Source organism: Prosthecobacter sp. (genome assembly GCF_044232965.1).
Classification (GTDB): Bacteria; Verrucomicrobiota; Verrucomicrobiia; order Verrucomicrobiales; family Verrucomicrobiaceae; genus Prosthecobacter.
The window spans coordinates 1-17,827 of record NZ_JBIIKX010000102.1 but is presented as its reverse complement, the minus strand read 5'-3'; the positions used below and the strand labels follow the sequence as shown (position 1 = coordinate 17,827).

Annotated in this window: 11 protein-coding genes; 9 read left to right on the top strand and 2 right to left on the bottom strand. The window is 60.2% G+C overall.

Annotated features, from left to right (window positions below):
* Window positions 1–126: 126 nt before the first annotated feature.
* The 7 genes from ACILSI_RS24855 to ACILSI_RS24825 are packed head-to-tail and all read left to right on the top strand — an operon-like array spanning window position 127 to window position 13,641.
* Window positions 127–2,829, top strand: coding sequence for an exo-alpha-sialidase (locus ACILSI_RS24855; protein ID WP_395724625.1), 2,703 nt, complete (start codon window positions 127–129; stop codon window positions 2,827–2,829).
* Window positions 2,830–2,853: 24 nt separating this feature from the next.
* Window positions 2,854–4,980 carry an SUMF1/EgtB/PvdO family nonheme iron enzyme gene (locus ACILSI_RS24850; RefSeq protein ID WP_395724624.1) on the top strand — a complete coding sequence of 709 codons (2,127 nt, stop codon included), beginning with the start codon at window positions 2,854–2,856 and terminating at the stop codon, window positions 4,978–4,980.
* A 46-nt stretch (window positions 4,981–5,026) separates the two neighbouring features.
* A complete protein-coding gene (locus tag ACILSI_RS24845) occupies window positions 5,027–6,829 on the top strand; it encodes a putative glycoside hydrolase (protein WP_395724623.1) in 1,803 nt (600 codons plus the stop codon).
* A 47-nt stretch (window positions 6,830–6,876) separates the two neighbouring features.
* Window positions 6,877–8,148, top strand: coding sequence for a sialidase family protein (locus tag ACILSI_RS24840; RefSeq protein WP_395724622.1), 1,272 nt, complete (start codon window positions 6,877–6,879; stop codon window positions 8,146–8,148).
* A 24-nt stretch (window positions 8,149–8,172) separates the two neighbouring features.
* Window positions 8,173–9,765, top strand: a complete 1,593-nt coding sequence (locus ACILSI_RS24835) for a hypothetical protein (protein ID WP_395724621.1) — start codon at window positions 8,173–8,175, stop codon at window positions 9,763–9,765.
* Entirely contained in the window at window positions 9,762–11,033 is a 1,272-nt protein-coding gene (locus tag ACILSI_RS24830; RefSeq protein ID WP_395724620.1) for a DUF1552 domain-containing protein, read from the top strand. The genes ACILSI_RS24835 and ACILSI_RS24830 overlap by 4 nt, the downstream gene beginning before the upstream one ends.
* A gap of 49 nt (window positions 11,034–11,082) precedes the next feature.
* A complete protein-coding gene (locus tag ACILSI_RS24825; RefSeq protein ID WP_395724619.1) occupies window positions 11,083–13,641 on the top strand; it encodes a DUF1588 domain-containing protein in 2,559 nt (852 codons plus the stop codon).
* 96 nt (window positions 13,642–13,737) lie between these two features.
* On the opposite strand, the gene ACILSI_RS24820 is transcribed toward ACILSI_RS24825, so the two are convergent.
* Window positions 13,738–14,031 (bottom strand): hypothetical protein, encoded by a 294-nt coding sequence (locus tag ACILSI_RS24820; RefSeq protein ID WP_395724618.1) that lies wholly within the window; start codon window positions 14,029–14,031, stop codon window positions 13,738–13,740.
* Between the two features lie 199 nt (window positions 14,032–14,230).
* Window positions 14,231–15,868 (bottom strand): hypothetical protein, encoded by a 1,638-nt coding sequence (locus tag ACILSI_RS24815; protein ID WP_395724617.1) that lies wholly within the window; start codon window positions 15,866–15,868, stop codon window positions 14,231–14,233.
* A 177-nt stretch (window positions 15,869–16,045) separates the two neighbouring features.
* Between ACILSI_RS24815 and ACILSI_RS24810 the strand changes: the two genes are divergently transcribed.
* Both ACILSI_RS24810 and ACILSI_RS24805 read left to right on the top strand, forming a co-directional pair.
* The gene (locus ACILSI_RS24810; protein WP_395724616.1) at window positions 16,046–16,942 is read left to right on the top strand and encodes a RimK family alpha-L-glutamate ligase; all 897 of its coding nucleotides are present in this window, start codon (window positions 16,046–16,048) and stop codon (window positions 16,940–16,942) included.
* A gap of 44 nt (window positions 16,943–16,986) precedes the next feature.
* Window positions 16,987–17,827 (top strand): substrate-binding domain-containing protein (locus ACILSI_RS24805; RefSeq protein WP_395724615.1); only part of this gene is annotated, 841 nt, incomplete at its 3' end.

Here is a 17,827-nt window from a genome sequence, read left to right as displayed (position 1 = left end):
TGGACACGCTTGAGAGCGCCACAAGGTTCCATCATGCGAATCGGCCACCAACAGCACCCAGGCCGCGAAGAAGACTGGCCCCCAAGTTTTGGCCTTTTTAACCCCTCTTTTTCAACAGGCTGCTAAATGAAACTCGCCCTCACGCTCTTCCTCGCTGCCACCTCGCTATTGGCCGAAGAACCTGCCGCGCCGCTCTGGGACGCGCGCGTGCCTTTACTCAAAGCCGCTGAACTCCCACTGCTCCAGGACGCGCGGTTCTCCGTCATCAAGCCCTACGAGTTCAGCAAAGACGGTTACCGTTTCCTGCATGGCGTGGCGCTTTGCTTTCACAAGGGCCGGCTCTACGCCTCCTTCGGCCATAACCAAGGCGGCGAAAACACTGACACGGAGGAGGCGCGGTTCTGTGTGAGCGACGACGATGGCAAGACCTGGGGCGAGGTCCGCACGATGGACGCAGGCGACGGCCCTGTCGGGGTGAGCCATGGTGCCTTCCTCTCGCACAAGGGAACGCTCTGGGCATTTCATGGAGCCTACACGGGCACGATGAAGGGCGTTCACACGCGGGCTTATGTGCTCGATGAAACCGCTCAGCAATGGCAGTCGAAGGGCACGGTGATCGAAGGCGGCTTCTGGCCCATGCAGGAGCCGCAGAAGATGGAGGATGGAAATTGGATTATGGCCGGGCTGAAGGTCGGCGCTGGCGACCCTGCTCTCGTCGCCATCAGTCACGGCGAAGATTTCACCCACTGGGATGTGGTGCCGGTCCCGCAAGCGAAGGACCTCAAGAAGATGTGGGGCGAGTCCACTGTCATCGTGAATGGCAAGCGGGTCACGAGCCTCTCGCGCTACGGCGACGGAGCGGAGGCGCTCATCGCCACCAGCGAGGACTACGGTCGCACTTGGGGCGAGATGCGCCCCAGCAATCTACCGATGGCCACGAGCAAACCCATCGCTGGCACCTTGAGCACCGGCCAGCGATTTCTCGTCTGCACCACCACAGCGGACAGCGGCAAACGGCGCTCGCCTTTGACCATCGCCGTCAGCAGGCCGGGCGAGACCTTGTTAAGCAAAGTGTTCGTCATCCGTCACGCTGAGTTTCCCGGCGGCCCCGGTGAGTCAAACAAAGGTGCGGCGCTCTCCTACCCGTATGCGGTGGAGCATGACGGCAAGCTCTATGTCGGCTACTCGAACAGCGGCGACAAGTTTACCCGAGTCGGCACCGGTCGCGAACTCTGGAACAACAACAGCGCGGAGCTGGCGGTGATTCCAGTCGCCAGCCTGTCCGTAGCTGCGGAAGCAAGCCCAGGCGCGTCGCTCGAAAGCCGCGGCCTGCCGCGCATCCTGTTCAACAATGACAGCGATGACCTGAAGTGGCCCGCCTACCCGGAGCATCATGCCAATGGTCTCTGGGTGCCTGCGGGCAAATACCTGCCGCTCCCGACGATCCACTCGCTCGACGATGCGCTCGCGCCGCGCATTGGGCCGCTGGCCAAAACCAAAACGCAAGGCCTCTCGTATTGCGGTAATTTCGGCCTGCCCATCTGGGAGCTGAAGCGGGATCACATCGCCGCGCTTGGGGACGATCCACTCCAGCCGATCCTTCAGTTTTGGAAGCGCGATGACCGCACCTTCTTCTTCTCGATGCGCATGAACGACAAGCATCACGCCTACTTCAATTGGGCGCATCTTTGGGATGAGTTCCGACGCACGCACCGGCATTGGTTTCTTCAGCCGCCATCGGAGGCCGAGTGGAAGAACGAGTTCCTGCCCTGGTTGAATGACCCGGCGCGACCTGAAGCCCAAGAGATGTGGGCAAAAGTGAAAACGCAGCCCGAGGAACTGCGAGCGGGGCCGGATCGCGAGCGGGACGGCGAGAAACTGCTCTACGACTACTCCAAGGTGGAAGTCCGCAGCCACTATCTCGCGATCCTGCGCGAGGCTTGCCGACGCTACGACCTCGACGGCGTGGAGTTGGACTGGCTTCGCTACCCCAAGTTCTTCCGCGATGGCGAGATCAACGCCGCAGTCCTCACGGAGTTCGTTCGCGATGCGCGCAGCATTCTCGACGAAACCGCGAAACGGCGCGGGCACCCATTGCGCCTCGTCACCCGCGTCCCCGATGGCCCCGCTCGCGCGAAGGAACTCGGTCTCGATGTCGAAGCCTGGTTGAAGGCCGGATGGATCGACGCCGTCATTGCCGGCAACGGCTTCACCTTTGGCTCAAACGCACTCGACCAGTGGGTCACCCTCGCGCATCGGCATCGCGTGCCCGTCTATGGAGTGATCGAGCGGATGCCGCGCGGCTTCACCCGATATGGCTCGCCGGAGACGCTGCGAGCCGCCGCCGCCACGCTTTGGGCGCGGGGAGCGGATGGTCTTTACACCTTCAATTGCTACAACACCGCCGAATACCCGCTCCTCGCCGAGCTATCCGATCCAGCGAGGCTCGCGCACCAGCCGAAGGAGTTCTTCGTCGATGCGTGCAGCGTCACCAACAACGCCACGGTGAGCGAGACGCCCCTGCTATTGGCGATGAAGGCCAGCACGCCCGCCACCACGCGCTTGTTCATTGCGGATGATCCTGCCGTGGCCAGGGAAACCAGCCTCGAAATCGTTTTCAAAGCCGAAGGCGAGTTCGCGCCACCCGCGACCACACTCAACGGTCAGCCGCTCCACGAGCTGAAATCCACGCGCAGCAAATCCGAGCTTACACTTACCCTTTCATCCACCGCTTTGAAACAAGCCCTCAAGCCCGGCTCCAACGACTTCAGCTTCACCTCACCAGCCAGTCTTACGCTCACCTCTTTGAGCGTGCGCGTGGTGCCGTGAACCGGATGATCTGAAACGAACCTCATGAAACCCAGCCGCCTCTTCCTCATTCCTCTCATCCTTTCCGTGTCTTCGGTGTATTCCGTGGGCCAAAGAGCCGAGCCGATCACCAACTCCGTCGGAATGAAGCTCATGCCCATCCAGCCCGGCACATTCACGATGGGCCAGGACGGGCCGCCGATGGAGGATTATCTGCGGCAGAAGCGGTTTGGCGAGATGCATAAGGACATCGATCGGATCGACTTCGATGAAAAGCCCGCGCATCAGGTCACGATCACGCAGCCATTTCACATCGGCGTCACGGAGGTCACGGTGGCGCAGTATCGACAGTTCGATCCCGAGTTCAAAAAAAAGGATCCGAAGTCGAAGCCTGCGGATGATGATGCGGCGAGCGGTGTGACTTGGGACAAGGCGGTGGCGTTTTGTGAGTGGCTCTCGAAGAAGGAAGGCAAGACGTATCGTCTGCCGACCGAGGCGGAGTGGGAGTATGCCTGCCGCGCGGGCACGACGACGCTTTTCCACACGGGCGACACTTTGCCAGATGCCCATCAGAAGTGGTTTGGTGAGGACAACTTCCGAGGTGTGTATTTCCCCTCGGGACCGATGCCTCGCGAGTATGACTGGCGGAATGCCGGGAAGCCTGCTGCGAGCTTGAAGCAGGGGCAAATCATCGGCCTCACTCATCCGGTGGAGGAATCGAAGGCAGGTGGCACGGGTTCCTTACGCGTGGCGCAAAAAACGCCGAATGCCTGGGGCCTGCATGACATGCATGGCAACTTGGCCGAGTGGTGCAGCGATTGGTATGGGCCGTATGAGAGCGGCGCACAGACCGATCCGCTCGGTCGCGCGGATGGCGACTGCCGCGTCTTTCGCGGCGGGTTTCATTCCTCGATGATCCGCTTTCTGCGTTCGGCGAATCGCGGCTCGTGGGTGACGCACTCCGCGAGCGAACGCATCGGCTTTCGCGTGGTGCAGGGTGAGCTTCCGAAGGGAAAAAGGCTCCCTGTGGCCGCGCCACCGTTGAATGCGGAGAACGTGAGCCAGATCGTGCCGAACCACGAGCCGCATGCTGCGGATACTCCTTTCTTTGAAGGCCCGAAGCCCTATGTGCGCATTCCAAATGACGCTTTCGGCCCCGTGTTCATCAGTCAAAATCACAGCCCGTCGATCACCGAGTGCCCGAATGGCGATTTGCTCGCGGTTTGGTTCTCCACCCTCGGCGAGACCGATCTCACCACCGCGAACGCCGCATCGCGCCTGCGCTTCGGCGCGAAGGAATGGGAGCCTGCTTCCGCCTTTTGGGATGCGCAGGACGTGAACGATCACGCACCCAAGGTCTGGTGGGATGGCGACAAGACGATCATCCACATCGTCGAAGGCCGACAGCATGGCGACATCCTGATCCGCCGCTCCACCGACAACGGCGTTACCTGGTCGAAGGCCGAAGTGATGCGGGCACACGGGGAGTCAGCCAGCAATCCCATCCGTACGAAGGAAGGCGTCGTCGCGATCCCATTCGACTCCGCTGGCCTGTCCATCAGCCGCGACAACGGTAGGACCTGGAGCGAGACCGGGCGGCATCGGCGCGGCTCGGAAGACATTCAGCCCGGAGGCAAGGGACCTTTCATCGCGGGCATTCATTCCCCCATCGTCGAACTCGCCGACGGACGCCTCATGGCCTTCGGCCGTCTCTCACCCGAGGAGCCCGCGCAGAAGCGTTTCAACCTCAAGATGCCCGTCAGCTACTCCGGCGATCTCGGTGAAACGTGGCAATGGGAAACGAGTGAGTTCCCCGTGGTGAGCAACACCCAGCGCCCCGCCATGCTGCGGCTCAAAGAAGGCCCCATCCTGCTCTGCTCTTTCACCGACCAAGCCCGCACACCGAAGAACGAACGCGCCGGACTCAGCTTCAAATCGACCGGCGGCGACTACACCGGCTACGGCCTCTTCACCGCCGTCAGCTACGACGAAGGCAAGACCTGGCCCGACCGCCGCCTCATCGCCCCCGAAGGCAAAACCACCGCCGATATCAACGGCTACCTCGCCGTCACCCAAACCCGCGACGGCCGCATCCAACTCATCACCAGCAAGGACCACTACGCCTTCAACCTCGCGTGGATCAAAGCGCTGCCACCCACGCCGAAGAAGTGAAAACGAAGTAGCGTTACAAAATTCAACCACGCCAGAAACAACCAACATGAAACGCACCTCCACCCTCATCGCCGCCATGCTGCTCGCGCCGTTGGCCCCGCTGCACGCCACCGACCGACCACATGTGCTGCCCACGGTGCGCACCTTCATGAACTTCGGCGGTGATGCGGCTTGGATGACGGACAAAATCGATCTCGGCTTTCGCCTTCAGGCGAAACAAGCTCGGCAAGGTCATCTGGCCATTCAATACGCGCTTGTTTGCACCATGCTGGAGCCATCCGAGAAGGCAGAAGCCTTGCGGAGGTGGTGCCAGGAGAAGGGCTTCGACTACGAGAGCTGCTTCATTCACTTCGCCGCAGACACGAAGGTGACGCTTCATGTTGGCGCGGAAGAGGCAAAGAACCCCAAAGAAAGCCGAACGGTCCCAGGCTGGGATGATCGCAACGACGCCGATCATGATAACCGCGTGAGCGATGCGGAGTTTGCCATGCGTGTGAACGCCAAAGCCAGCGCAAGGCAGCGCCATGAGGCTCGCGTGCCGATCTACTATTGGGGGCCGCCCGTGGATGATTTCGTGATGAATGTGGGCTTCGCTGGATACCAGCAGTTCATCGCGGAGCGACACGCAGTTGATGTGGCGAAGGACTGGGACGGCATCTTTTTCGACACCGTGCCCAGTGATGTCGCCGGACCGGGGCTGGCAGCCAATATCGTCGAGTATCCACGCCAGGGCATGGAGGCGGATCGCTGGACGCGTGATTTGCAGGCGTTGTTTGGCAAAGTGAAAGCAAAGCAGCTGCAGAAACTTTTCGTGGCGAACGGCTGGCAAGCAGAGCCGCTCGTCGTGGATGGATTCCAACTGGAGAACTGGCTCAACCTTGCCACACCCGCCCATGAGTGGCAGCGGCGCATTGATATAGCTCGCAAGCATGACCGCATGGGTCACGTGCAACTGCTGCAATACAACCCGGTGCATAATGCGCAGCTCGTGTCCTTCGGAGCGAAGCTGCCCGGCGTGAGCCGCGAGCGCGATCAACTCTACGGCCTCGCCTCGTATCTCATGGCACACGGCGGCGGCACCTACTTTGGCTTTGGCCTGCATCCTTACACTCGCGTGACAGAGTTGTGGTTCGACGCCATTCGCGTGAACCTCGGCGAGGCGAAAGGCGAATACCACCCGTGGCCATCCGACGCCCCTGCGTCTCAATCCGACCCGAATCTCCTGCGCAACGGATCGCTCGACTCACTCGCCGATTGGCGCATCGCGGAAGGCATCGCTCCCGACACCACGGAGAAGCAAGAAGGCACGGCCAGCGTGCGCCTGGAAAGCACCGATCCCAAGGCCATTCGTATCCACAGCCAGAACGCCACCCTCAAGCCGCACACCGCCTACACTCTGAGCGCCTGGATCAAAACAAAGGCCGTGCGCGGTGGCATCGGCGCACAAGTTTATCCCTACGACTTCGCCCAGGCTGGCACCTCACCTGTGGCCATGCTCAGTGTCACCGGCACCACGGATTGGACCCGGCACGAAATGGCCTTCACCACCGCAGACGATGCCGAAGGCCGCATCAGCTTCCGCATCAGCGAGGCGCTCGGCACCGCGTGGATCGACGACGTGCGCCTGACAGAGGGTGCCCCGGTGCCATCGCCACGTGTCTTTGCCCGCGAGTTCAGCAAGGGACTTGTCATCGTCCGCCCGCCGGACGGCGAGGATTTCGATAGCGGGGCGCTGTCGCTTCAGCTCGCCAAGCCTCTGAAGCCGCTCCGTTCCGACGGCACCCGTGAGGCATCCGTTACGGCGGTCTCCCTTCGAAAGGGCGAGGCGGCCATCCTGTTGAACCCATGACCGCGCCGTCTCCATCGCACGATCTCAAGTAGCCCCTTCATCGAGAAATGAAACCCATTCTCATCTTCCTGCTCTTACCAATCGCCGCTTTCGCCCAAGCCAAACCCGAAGCTGCCAACGCCACCAAGGCGGCTAAACGCGCCTGGGAATCTGCGCCTGCCGAAAAGAAGGCGCAGTGGCAGCAGCAGCGCGAGGCATTGACCCACATCGACCTCTCCGAGGACACGCAGCGGCAGATCGTCATCGCTCGCGGATCGCCAAGGCCTGACGAGTATCACGCGCATCCCACCACGGTGATGCTCGCGGACAACAAGACGATGTTTTGCGTCTGGAACCTCGGCCATGGCGGACACGCGGGGCCGATGTCTCGCAGCGATGATGGCGGATTGACGTGGAAGCGCATCGACGACGCACTGCCGCCGAACTACGTCAACTTCAAGAACTGCCCGAGCATCTATCGCATCACCGATCCGCAGGGCAAAGAGCGCTTGTGGGTCTTTGCCGCACGCACCTTGACTGAGAGGGAGAACCCCAAACTCATCGAAGGCCGTCACGAAGGTTTCATGCCGCGCATCGTCAGCGAGGACGATGGCAAGACCTGGCGTGAGCTGCCGCCCATCGGCGGACGCATTGCCAAGGACGATCCTTTTCGCTGCATCATGACCTTCTCCAGTATCGTTCGGCTGAAGGACGGATCGCATCTCGGCATGTTTCATCGCGGTGGCGGCATCGGCGAAGGCGGCACGCTGCAAGTGCTGCAATCCATAACGCGCGACGGCGGATTCACCTGGTCGGAGCCTGTGATGGCCTGCGATGGCACGAAGCTCGACGGCAAGCATCCCTGCGAGCCGTATGTCTTCCGTTCGCCAGATGGCAACGAACTCTGCTGTCTTATGCGCGAAAACAAACGCAGCGGCACCAGCCTCGTCATGTTCAGCAGCGACGAAGGCAAAACATGGAGCCAAGCCGTGGACGCTCCATGGGGCCTCACGGGAGATCGGCATCACGGCATCTCTTTGCCCGATGGCCGCATGGTCATCGTCTTCCGCAACGCCTCGCCGAAGTCCAAGGACAAAGGTGGCTTCATCGCCTGGGTCGGCACCTACGATGACATCAAGCAAGGCAAACACGGTCAGTATCGCGTGAGTCTACTGAAGACCTTCAAAGACGGCTTTTACCCCGGCCTGCACTTGCTCCCCGACGGCACCATAGTCGCCACGACCTATGCGAACTACCGAAAGGAAGATGTCGGCTGCTCCATCGTCAGCGTTCGCTTCAAGATGAGCGAGGTGGATGCGATGGCGAAGACGATGAAGTAATCCGAGCAACAGTAACCCAATAGCATGAAACACACACTCACCCTCATCAAAGCTTTGCTACTCGCACCGCTGGCCGCACTGAATGCCGCACCATCCTCAGATTCCCGCATCGTCATCGCCAGCGAGGCGGGTGCGAAGCTCGATAGTGATGTCACCAAAGGCGGCGGCACGGATGACACCTCGCTCATTCAGGGCATCCTTGATCGGGCTCCGAAGCTTGGCACGCTGAAGCTCATCGTGGATGGGCCGATTCTCGTCACGGGGCTCAAGGTCCACTCCAACACGACCATCGAGTGCATGAATCGTGCCTGCGGTTTCTATCTCGCGGACAACTCCAATCGTCCGCTCATCGCCAATGCGACGCCGCAAGCTGAAGGCCGCGCGGATCGGAATCTGTCGTTCCTCGGCGGCACCTACAATGGCAACGCGGAGCATCAGGAACACACGACGAAGGAACACGGCTGGACCACCGCGTTCGCTTTGCATGGCGTGGAGCAGGTGCTGTTTCGCGATGTCTCGATCACGAACTCGCGCACCTTCGCCGTGTATCTCACGAATTGGCGGCGTGTGGTCTTTGAGAACATCTACATCAATCTCGACCACATCCCGAAGCAGTCGAATCAGGACGGCATTCATGTGCAGGGTCCGGGCGAGTTCCTGAGCATTCGCAATGTTCAGGGGCGCGCTTGGGATGACATGATTGCGTTGAACATTGATGACTTGCTTGGCGATTGGGACAGCGAGGGAAAGTTTGGTCGTGATCCCGCATCCATGAAACGCTTTGGCAGTGCCGCTGGCATTGGTCCCGTGAGCGATGTGGACATTGATGGCGTGCAGGCCGACGACTGCGCTCAGGTCATCCGCATCCTCTCGCGCGCCTCGCGTCTTGACCGCGTTTCCATCCGCAATGTGAAGGGCACTTACCGTGACTTCGGTGTCTGGATCACGCCCTATCTGCGTGAAGGCGGCAACATCGGGAGGCTGGAGTTTGAGAACATCGACCTGCGTCCCGCTGGTCAACGCGCCTATGACTACGTCCCGGCCTTCCTCTTCTGGCTCGCAGGCAAGATGGAGCAGGTGACACTCAAGAACATCAGCAGCCATGCGCCCATCGACGACCGTCCGCTCGTGTGGATCCAGCCAGATGCGAAGATTGATCGGCTGCGCATCGATGGCTTGAACGTCTATGATCCGCGCAAGGAAATCGGCCACACGCCACTCATCCGCGCCGATGGCCGCATCGCGTTGCTGGAAGTGCGCGATGTCGTCGTGCAAAGACCGCAAGCCACCGCGCCCGCCGGTTCCTTGATCGGCACCTCCATGGATCGCTCCGCGCTGGAGGCCTTCATGGATGCGCGGGCTGGCATCGTGACACCTCCCGGCAAAGGCCGCCGTGGCTGGCCTGAGGGTGTCGGTTACCTCACTTCAAAGCCGCAGATTCAACGTCTCCAGATCACCGATGTCGTTGCCGAAGGATTAGAGCATATCCTCGATCATCAAGCCGGAACCATCGAAGCCCTCGATCTCCGTGACCTCTCGATCCCTGCAAGCACCGAAGCCGTTCAACAAAGCGGCGAGGCGAAGATTACCAAAACCCAAGGAGCATCCGCAAAATGAAAACCCCCATCATGAACCGAAGACACTTTCTCCAAACTCTCAGCGGCACGGCGCTGTCCTTTCCGTGGTTCTCGAACCTCGCGCTGCATGGCGCGGAGGCATCGAAGTCTCCACGGCGACTGGTTTGCATCGGGCTGGATTTTGGGGTGCGGCCTGAGTCATTTTTCCCGGTGACTCATGGGCCTGAGTTGGAGCTGACCCCCTTGCTGAAACCTCTGGAGCGCTGGCGGAAGAAGATGACGGTGTTCTCGCAACTGGAGCATCCCGGCGTTCAGGGAGGTCACTATGGCGTGCATGCTTTTCTCAGCGGCGTGCGTCGCGAGCAGGCGGCGGGGTTTGCGGACGGGTGTGTGACGCTTGATCAGATGGCGGAGGCGCATCTCGGTGGGCTGACGCGTTTTCCGTCGCTATGCCTCGGCGTGGGCAGCGGTGATGCGATCTCATGGACGCGCTCGGGCATCGCGGTGCCGAAGTTGGAGGACCCGGGCGTGGCGTTTGACATGCTCTTCAAACCTCAGCGCAAGTCAGCAGCAGCGGCGCGGCGTGGGGAGTTGTCCGAGAATGAATCCGTGCTCTCGCTCATCGCACAGGATGCGAAGCGGGTGGCTCCGCATCTGGATCGATGGGATCGCGAGAAGATGGATGAGTTCATGGGGGCGATGCGGGACTTCGAGAGTGCGAACGCCTCGAACATGGCGTGGCTCGACAAACCGTTGCCTGTGACGGAAGGCCAAAAACCCGATTGGAAGAGCGAAGGCTGCATGGACCGCGTTCGGGCAAACTTCGATGTCGCGGCCCTGGCACTGCAAGCGGATGCCACGCGCATCATCACGCTGAACATTGGCGGTGCCTTGCCAGTGACGAACATCCCAGGCATCAATCGCGGCTATCACGATCTCTCACACTCCGGTCAGGACCCGGACAAGCTGAGGCAATTGCACATAATCGAGTCTGCGCTGATGGCGGAGCTGGATCACTTCCTGGAGCGGCTCGCCGCCATGAAAGACATCGGTGGCAGCTCGTTGCTGGACAATACCGCCGTGGTCTTCGGCAGCGGCATGGGCAATGCCAGCGCCCACGCGAACACGAACCTGCCCGTGGTGCTAGCTGGCGGGGGCTTCAAGCACGGTCATCATCTCTTCTTCCCAAAGAATGGCCGCCAACAAACGCCGCTCTGCAATCTCTTCGTCACGCTGCTCCAGCAAATGGGCATCGAGCGCGACCAGTTCGGATCGAGCAGCGGGAACCTCAATCAATTGCTGATGTAGTATGAAGCAAGTTCATCCAGATTTTAGGCAGGAGAATGGGGGCAGAAGAATGTCTCAGATTCTCCTGCCCCCATTCTTCTGCCTACTCTTCCTCTTCTGCTCCGCTCTCCACGCCGCAGACACCGCAGCTCTTAAGCCCGACGCCTTCCTGTCGCGTTATTGCGTCGATTGCCATGATGGTGACGTGCAAAAGGGTGATCGTCGGCTTGATGATCTGCCTTTGAAAGTAGGCACGGACATCGCCATCGCAGAGCGCTGGCAGGAGGTGCTGCATCAGCTTCAGCTCGGCGAGATGCCACCTGCGAAAAAGAAGCAACCCACCGATGAAGAGCGACGGGCTCTGCTCGCCTGGATCGAGGGGCAGCTCATTCAAGCACAGACCAGCGCTCAAGATCGAGGCGGGCAGGTGGTGCATCGTCGACTGAGCCGCGCGGAGTATTTGCATACCATGCAGGACCTCTTTGGGTTCGATGGCGACTTCGATCCCACCACCAGCTTTCCGGGCGATGAGGAGTTGGAAGGCTTTCGCAACATCGGCTCCGCGTTGCGCACTTCGCGGCATCATTTGGAGCAGTATCTGAAGGCAGCCGACGCGGTGCTGGATCACGTTTACGATCTCGCTGACGTGAAGGGCAAACCCGAGGCCAAGCAGTGGAAGGATAGCGCGGACAAAATGCGCGACCTCAACGATGCCTTCGGGCTGGGTGTCATCAGTGCAGAGAAAGCGAAAGGTCCCGCCTACATTCATATGAGTCACGGCCTGCGAAATCAGGAACTGATCTTCGATAGCAAGCTCTTCCTCAGCCGCCTGGGCGATACCGGCGTGCCGCATTCCGGTTGGTATGAAGTCGAGGTCGAAGCCACCGCCGCGAACCGTCATCACCCGTATGGCAAGGATCTCATGCTCGGAGGCCTGAGACCGTATTACAAAGACATGAAGTCCTACTATGACGAGTCGCAGCCGATGCAACTCGGCATCGGCCGACAAGGCGAAGGCATGAAAGGCAATGGCTGGCGGCTCATCCCGCCGAACATCATCCACGCCACCGAGTTGCCAGATGATCGCTACATCACCGTCCGCGCCCGCATTTGGCTGGATCGCGGCACCGTGCCTTACATCTCCTGGATCGACGGTCCCCCAAAGGGCACACGCGGCCAATTCGTCTCCACCAAACTCTACAAATACGACCCCAGCGTGCCTAAGATCGACAAGCACGTCTGGGAAAATCTCGCCCTGCGTGCGGAGCGCGACAAGCTCTACCGACACCTCTACCAAGGCCCCGAGGTCCGCGTTCATTACTGGCAAGTCACCGGCCCCATGCGCGATGACAAACCGCATCCCGCCCGCACGCTGCTGTTCGCGAAGATCGCGCCCGACGAAAAACAAATCGAACCCGAGCGCCTGCAAACCGAACTGCAAGCTCTCGCCAGCCGACTCTTTCGTCGTGAGGTGAAGGGTGATGACATCGCCCCGTATGTGAGCGCCGTGCAAAAGCGTCTCGATGGCAAAACGCGCTACGCCGACGCCGCGCGGCCTGTGTTTAAAGCGCTGCTTTGTTCCTCGGAGTTTTTGTTTCTCACCGAACCGGAATCAGACGCGAAGACCATCACGCCGATGCAACTCGCGACCCGCCTCTCCTACTTTCTCACCGCTGGTCCGCCTGATGACAGACTGCGTTCGCTTGCGGCCAAAGGTCCGCTCGATGCCAAAGCCATCATCACCGAAACCGACCGCCTCCTCGATTCGCCGCGCGGTGATCGTTTCCTGCGCCTCTTCACAGAGCAGTGGCTCGGCTTGAACAAGATCGGCACCATGCCGCCCTCCAAGGAAACCTTTCCCGCCTATCACATCGACCGATTGGAGCCCGCGATGAAGGAAGAAACCTGGCGCTTCATTGCTGAACTCATCCGCAGCAACAAACCCGTCACCGCGCTCGTCGATGCCGACTTCACGTATCTCAATGCCGGACTCGCACGGCTCTATGAACTGCCCAACGTCAGCGGCGACCACTTGCAACGCATCAGCCTGCCTCCCGATTCACCACGACGTGGCTTGCTCGGCCAAGCCAGCATCCTCACCATCACCGCCAACGGCGTCGAGACCTCCCCGGTGAAGCGCGGTGTGTGGTTGCTGGAGAAACTCTTCGGCACACCGCCCAGCCCGCCACCGCCGGATGTACCACCCATCGAGCCCGACATCCGCGGAGCCACCACCATCCGCCAGCAGTTGGAAAAACATCGCAGCGTGCAGGCCTGCGCTGATTGCCACGCGAAGATTGATCCGCTCGGCTTCGCCCTCGAAGCCTACGATCCCATCGGCCACTTCCGCAGCGCTTACCCGAACGGCGCAGCCATCGACACCACCGGCGAGTATCGCGGCCAGCCCGTCAACAGTCCCGCCGACATCCGCGCCTACCTCACCAAGCATCCCGACCTCCTCGCGCAAAACCTCGCCCACCGCCTCCTCACCTACGCCCTCGGCCGCCCGCTCGGCTTCACCGACCAACCCGCCCTCCGCCGTCTGCAAGCGGACTGGAAAACGAAAGGCTACGCACTCCGTGAGCTGATTCACCTCATCATCACCAGCGAGCTGATGCGTCAGCGGTGACCGTTGCATTCTCATCATGATAAAACCCTCCTTCACCTTACTTGCCGCCTTGCTCCTCTCGCCGCTGGCCGTCCTCTGCTCCTGATCCCACCTACTTCAATCCTGTATAAATCCAATCTTCCTCCGGCTCTTACCCTTCTCCCCCGAGTGCTCGACCTTCGCCTTCTTCACCTTCGCAATCTCCCGCTCCAGCATCTCCTGCGTAACCATCCACCGCTCCGGATTCGTATCCACACTCCCTGCATGAATCGCGTTTACGCATACGTTCAGGATGTCCCCACCACTGAGCCCGCGTGATAGCTCCGCGAGAACTGCGTAATCAGCCTCCACCCGATCGGGGTTGGGTAGATGGAGGGCAAACAACTCCCGGCGCATGGAGGCGTCACTCACAGTAACACCCCGTCCCCGCGCCACGTCCAGGGTCAACTCGAGCCCCCCTCAAAAGCAATTTCCTAGCATTGATGTCAAGATTATCGCCGTCAGCGGCGGAAGCTGCGAAGGGCACGCTTGCAACGACGATAGTGTTCGCGATAAACCGGCGGCGAGAAATGGGTGTTGTCATGTCGTGTGCTTCGGAGCACTACTTATCCTATTGCGGAGAGCACGCAGCTTCAAGTTGCGAATACAGCGGACTCGTCTCTGAAATGGCCAGATCGCGTTTGAGGAGCCGGAAAAACTCGATGAGGCGTTCCGCTTTGGCTTTGAGGATTTTGTCGGTTTTGAGTTTTTCGAGGAAGGGCTGATCACCGCGTCCTTCATCAGCGGCGTGGGCGGTCATGAGCCGGGCATAAAGCGTGGCGCGGTCATCGGTGGCGATATTCATGCCGTAGGGTTCGGCAAAGCCCTGCCACTGGGTGTTGTCTCTATAAAAGCGCAATTGACTGGGGCTGTTCAGAGCACCGAGGCTGCCGATTTTGTAGCGAAACCCTTCCTGGTTGAGGTTGTCCCAATTGGAGCCGTGGATCAGGCCGCCTTCTTTGGAAAACGCTCGGTCCATGAGGTGCAGCACTTCGTGGTGAATGGTGCGGCGGAGGAAGTCCATGGATTTAACAACCGCTGAATCAAAGGTGCGGAGGCCATAAGCGAACGAGACCTGGGGCAGCCAGCTCATGCCTTGTCCAGCGACACCTGCGCCTCGGAAATTGAAGGTGTCGAGCATGTAGAGGTTTTTGACGTTGAGTCGCTTGGTGATCTGCTCGGGATAGATCTCCAACTGCTCGCGGCACATGCGCATGAACGTTCTGAACTCATTCAGCTTCTTGTCGGTGAAGTAGGAGTATTCGAGCCGCACTTTCACCGGCATGGGCGGTGCGGGGGAACCTGGCTCCCACAACACTTTGAAGCCCCATTGCTTCTCCAGCTTGCTGATGTCGCTTTGGATCTCGGGGTCGGCCTTGATCTTGGCATTGCTTTGCGTGCCGGTCAGATCATTGAGACAAATGGTTCGCTGATGCTCGGGAATGGTGGCAAGCACGGACCAGAAGGCTTCATTAAACTGCGGGTCGAGCGACGTCATCCAGGCCTTCACGAGGTCGATGCGCTGCTTCAGCTTGGCGTCGGTTTTGGCGAGCGTGAGCAGTTCGTTGAACTCCCAGGCATCCCACAGCACTTGGTAGAGGCCCTCCCGTGCGTTGCTTGTCTTGGTGAGTCGTTTGGCGCTCTCGGTTTCGAGCTTCGAGTCATCGGACTCCAGTGTTTTCCATTTGGCGTGGGTGAGCGGTGAGTCGGGAGACGTTACGTCCGCAAGCAAGTCGTTGAAAAGCGTGCGGTGGATGTAACCACGACCAAGGACTTCGACCGAAGGAGTCATCGTCGTGGGCACAGTCACAAGGATCGAATCACTGCCTCTGTCGGCAATGAAGGTCGGCGAGTAGGTCACCGCCGGGCCTTTGGCGGACTTGGAGATGTAGGCGTTCGCCAAGACGAGATTTTTGGAACCGTGCTTCTGGATGAATCCAGCCGGGTAGCGCTTCAACTCAGCTTCCACCCAGGTGAGGATCTGTAGCGCATGGTCGAGTTGCTCTGGCTTCAGCACGGTCACGACTTGGTTCTTGGCAAATACCGGATCATCGACCTTGGCGAGCTTCACAGACAGCCCGAAGCCAGTTTGGAAACGCTGGGCGACCTCCACAAACTTGCCATCCTGCTCAACTGCTTCGGCAGCCAAAGCAGAGGCGACGAGCATCAGCACGGCGGCGAGGAAGAAAGATGTTTTGAAGCGAAGCATGAGAAACAGAACGTAGCGGACCCCGTAAGTCGTGCGATGCGCTCATGCAGCAACTTCGCGCATCACGGAGGTAAATACGCGCTGAAGTATGCGTGCGGGTTATTGCCTCTCAGCTGCGCGAAGAGGTCTAAATGCAGGATTGCCTGTGAACCATCAGCAAGCAGACTGAGATTGCTCATGGAAGACCACGATATCATCATCCTCACCGACGAACGCTACGAGACACCTGACGAGTCGCGCTGGTATCAGGCGCAGTTGCTCGGCGAGGAAAGGCTCTTGATGGCAGGACTGGAGGCGCGTGGGCTGCGCACTGCGCGGGTAGCGTGGTCGAATCCTGATTTAGACTGGAGTGGCGCTCGTGCGGCGGTGTTTCGCTCCACGTGGGATTACTTTGAACGGTTCGCAGATTTTTCAGCCTGGATGGATCGTGTCGAAGGCGGGATGCTGCTCTTCAATGCACCGAAACTGGTGCGCTGGAATCTGGACAAGCACTACCTGCGCGACCTCGCAGAACGTGGGGTGAACGTGCCGATAACGCGGTTCATCGAGCGCGGAGAAACGACGTCACTCCGTGAGGTGTTCGCTGACTGCGGATGGAACGAGGCGATTCTGAAGCCGGCCGTCTCGGGCGCAGCGAGGCATACCTATCGGCTGAACGCGTCGAACCTGGAGGCGCATGAATCGGTGCTCCAGGAACTGCTGCGTGTGGAGTCGATGATGGTCCAGCCGTTCCTCGCCAGCGTGCTGACGCATGGGGAGCTTTCGCTGATGGTGATCGGTGGTCGCTGCACTCATGCGGTGCGGAAGATCGCCAAGCCAGGCGACTTCCGCGTGCAGGATGATCACGGCGGCACGGTGCATCCTCACACTCCGACAGCGGAGGAGATTGCCTTTGCGGAGGCGGCAGTCGCCGCTTGTCCGCAGTCGCCACTCTATGCTCGCGTGGATGCGGTGCGGGATGAGTCGGGCGAGCTTTCCATGATGGAACTGGAACTCGTGGAGCCGGAGCTGTTCTTCCGTTTCCATCCGCCCGCTGCGGATGCGCTGGCGGCGGCCATCGCGGCACGGCTGTGAGCATTTGCCGTGCGATCCATGATGAATGAGGTATGATGCTGCACGTGCCGAGCATCCTTTTCATCACCGATCCTTACATCGAGCATCTGCTCGAAGGCGTGGTGGATTTTGCCCGCGAGCAGCGTTGGGCGCTGAATGCGATGATGCGCCGCTCGGGGCGCTTCCCCGAAGGCGTGCGGCCCGATGGTATCATCGCCACCATCGAGCACGACGACACGGCGCGGAGGCTCGCGCGTTTTCGTTGTCCAGTGGTGCAAATTTTGCGGATTCGGGACGAGGTGCGCTATCCGCTCGTGATTCCCGATTACGCCGCTTTGGGCGAAACCGGTGCGCGGCACCTGCTCACACTTGGGCGTCCGCATTTTGCCTTTTACCGCCGTTTCAGTGCTGCCGACAGCAACGCCGTGCGCGACGGTTTTCTCCGCACCATGGGTGACGCGGACTGCGAGGTGACCAGGCTTGATTTCCCTCACGAAACATCGCGAAAAGGCATCAGCGAAAAGGAATGGGAACTGCGTCTAGCCAAAAAGCTGCACGCTCTGCCCAAGCCCTGCGCCATCATGGCTGAGGATGATCGCTGTGGAGCCCAAATCATCCGACTCGCGCTCGATGCAGGTCTGCGAGTGCCGGAGGATGTCGCCATCATCGGATGCGACAATCATCAGCCTGATGTGAATCTCTCACCGGTGCCGCTTACTTCCGTGGACAGCAATCTGCGCGGCATGGGATACGCCGCAGCCGAGTTGCTCCAGCGATTGATGTCCGGCAGCCCCGCACCTGCTTCGCCCGTGATCATTACACCGCACGGCGTCATCGATCGCACCAGCACCGCGGCCTTCGTGTGCACGGACAAACGCATCGCCGCCACCGTGCGCCGCATCCGGC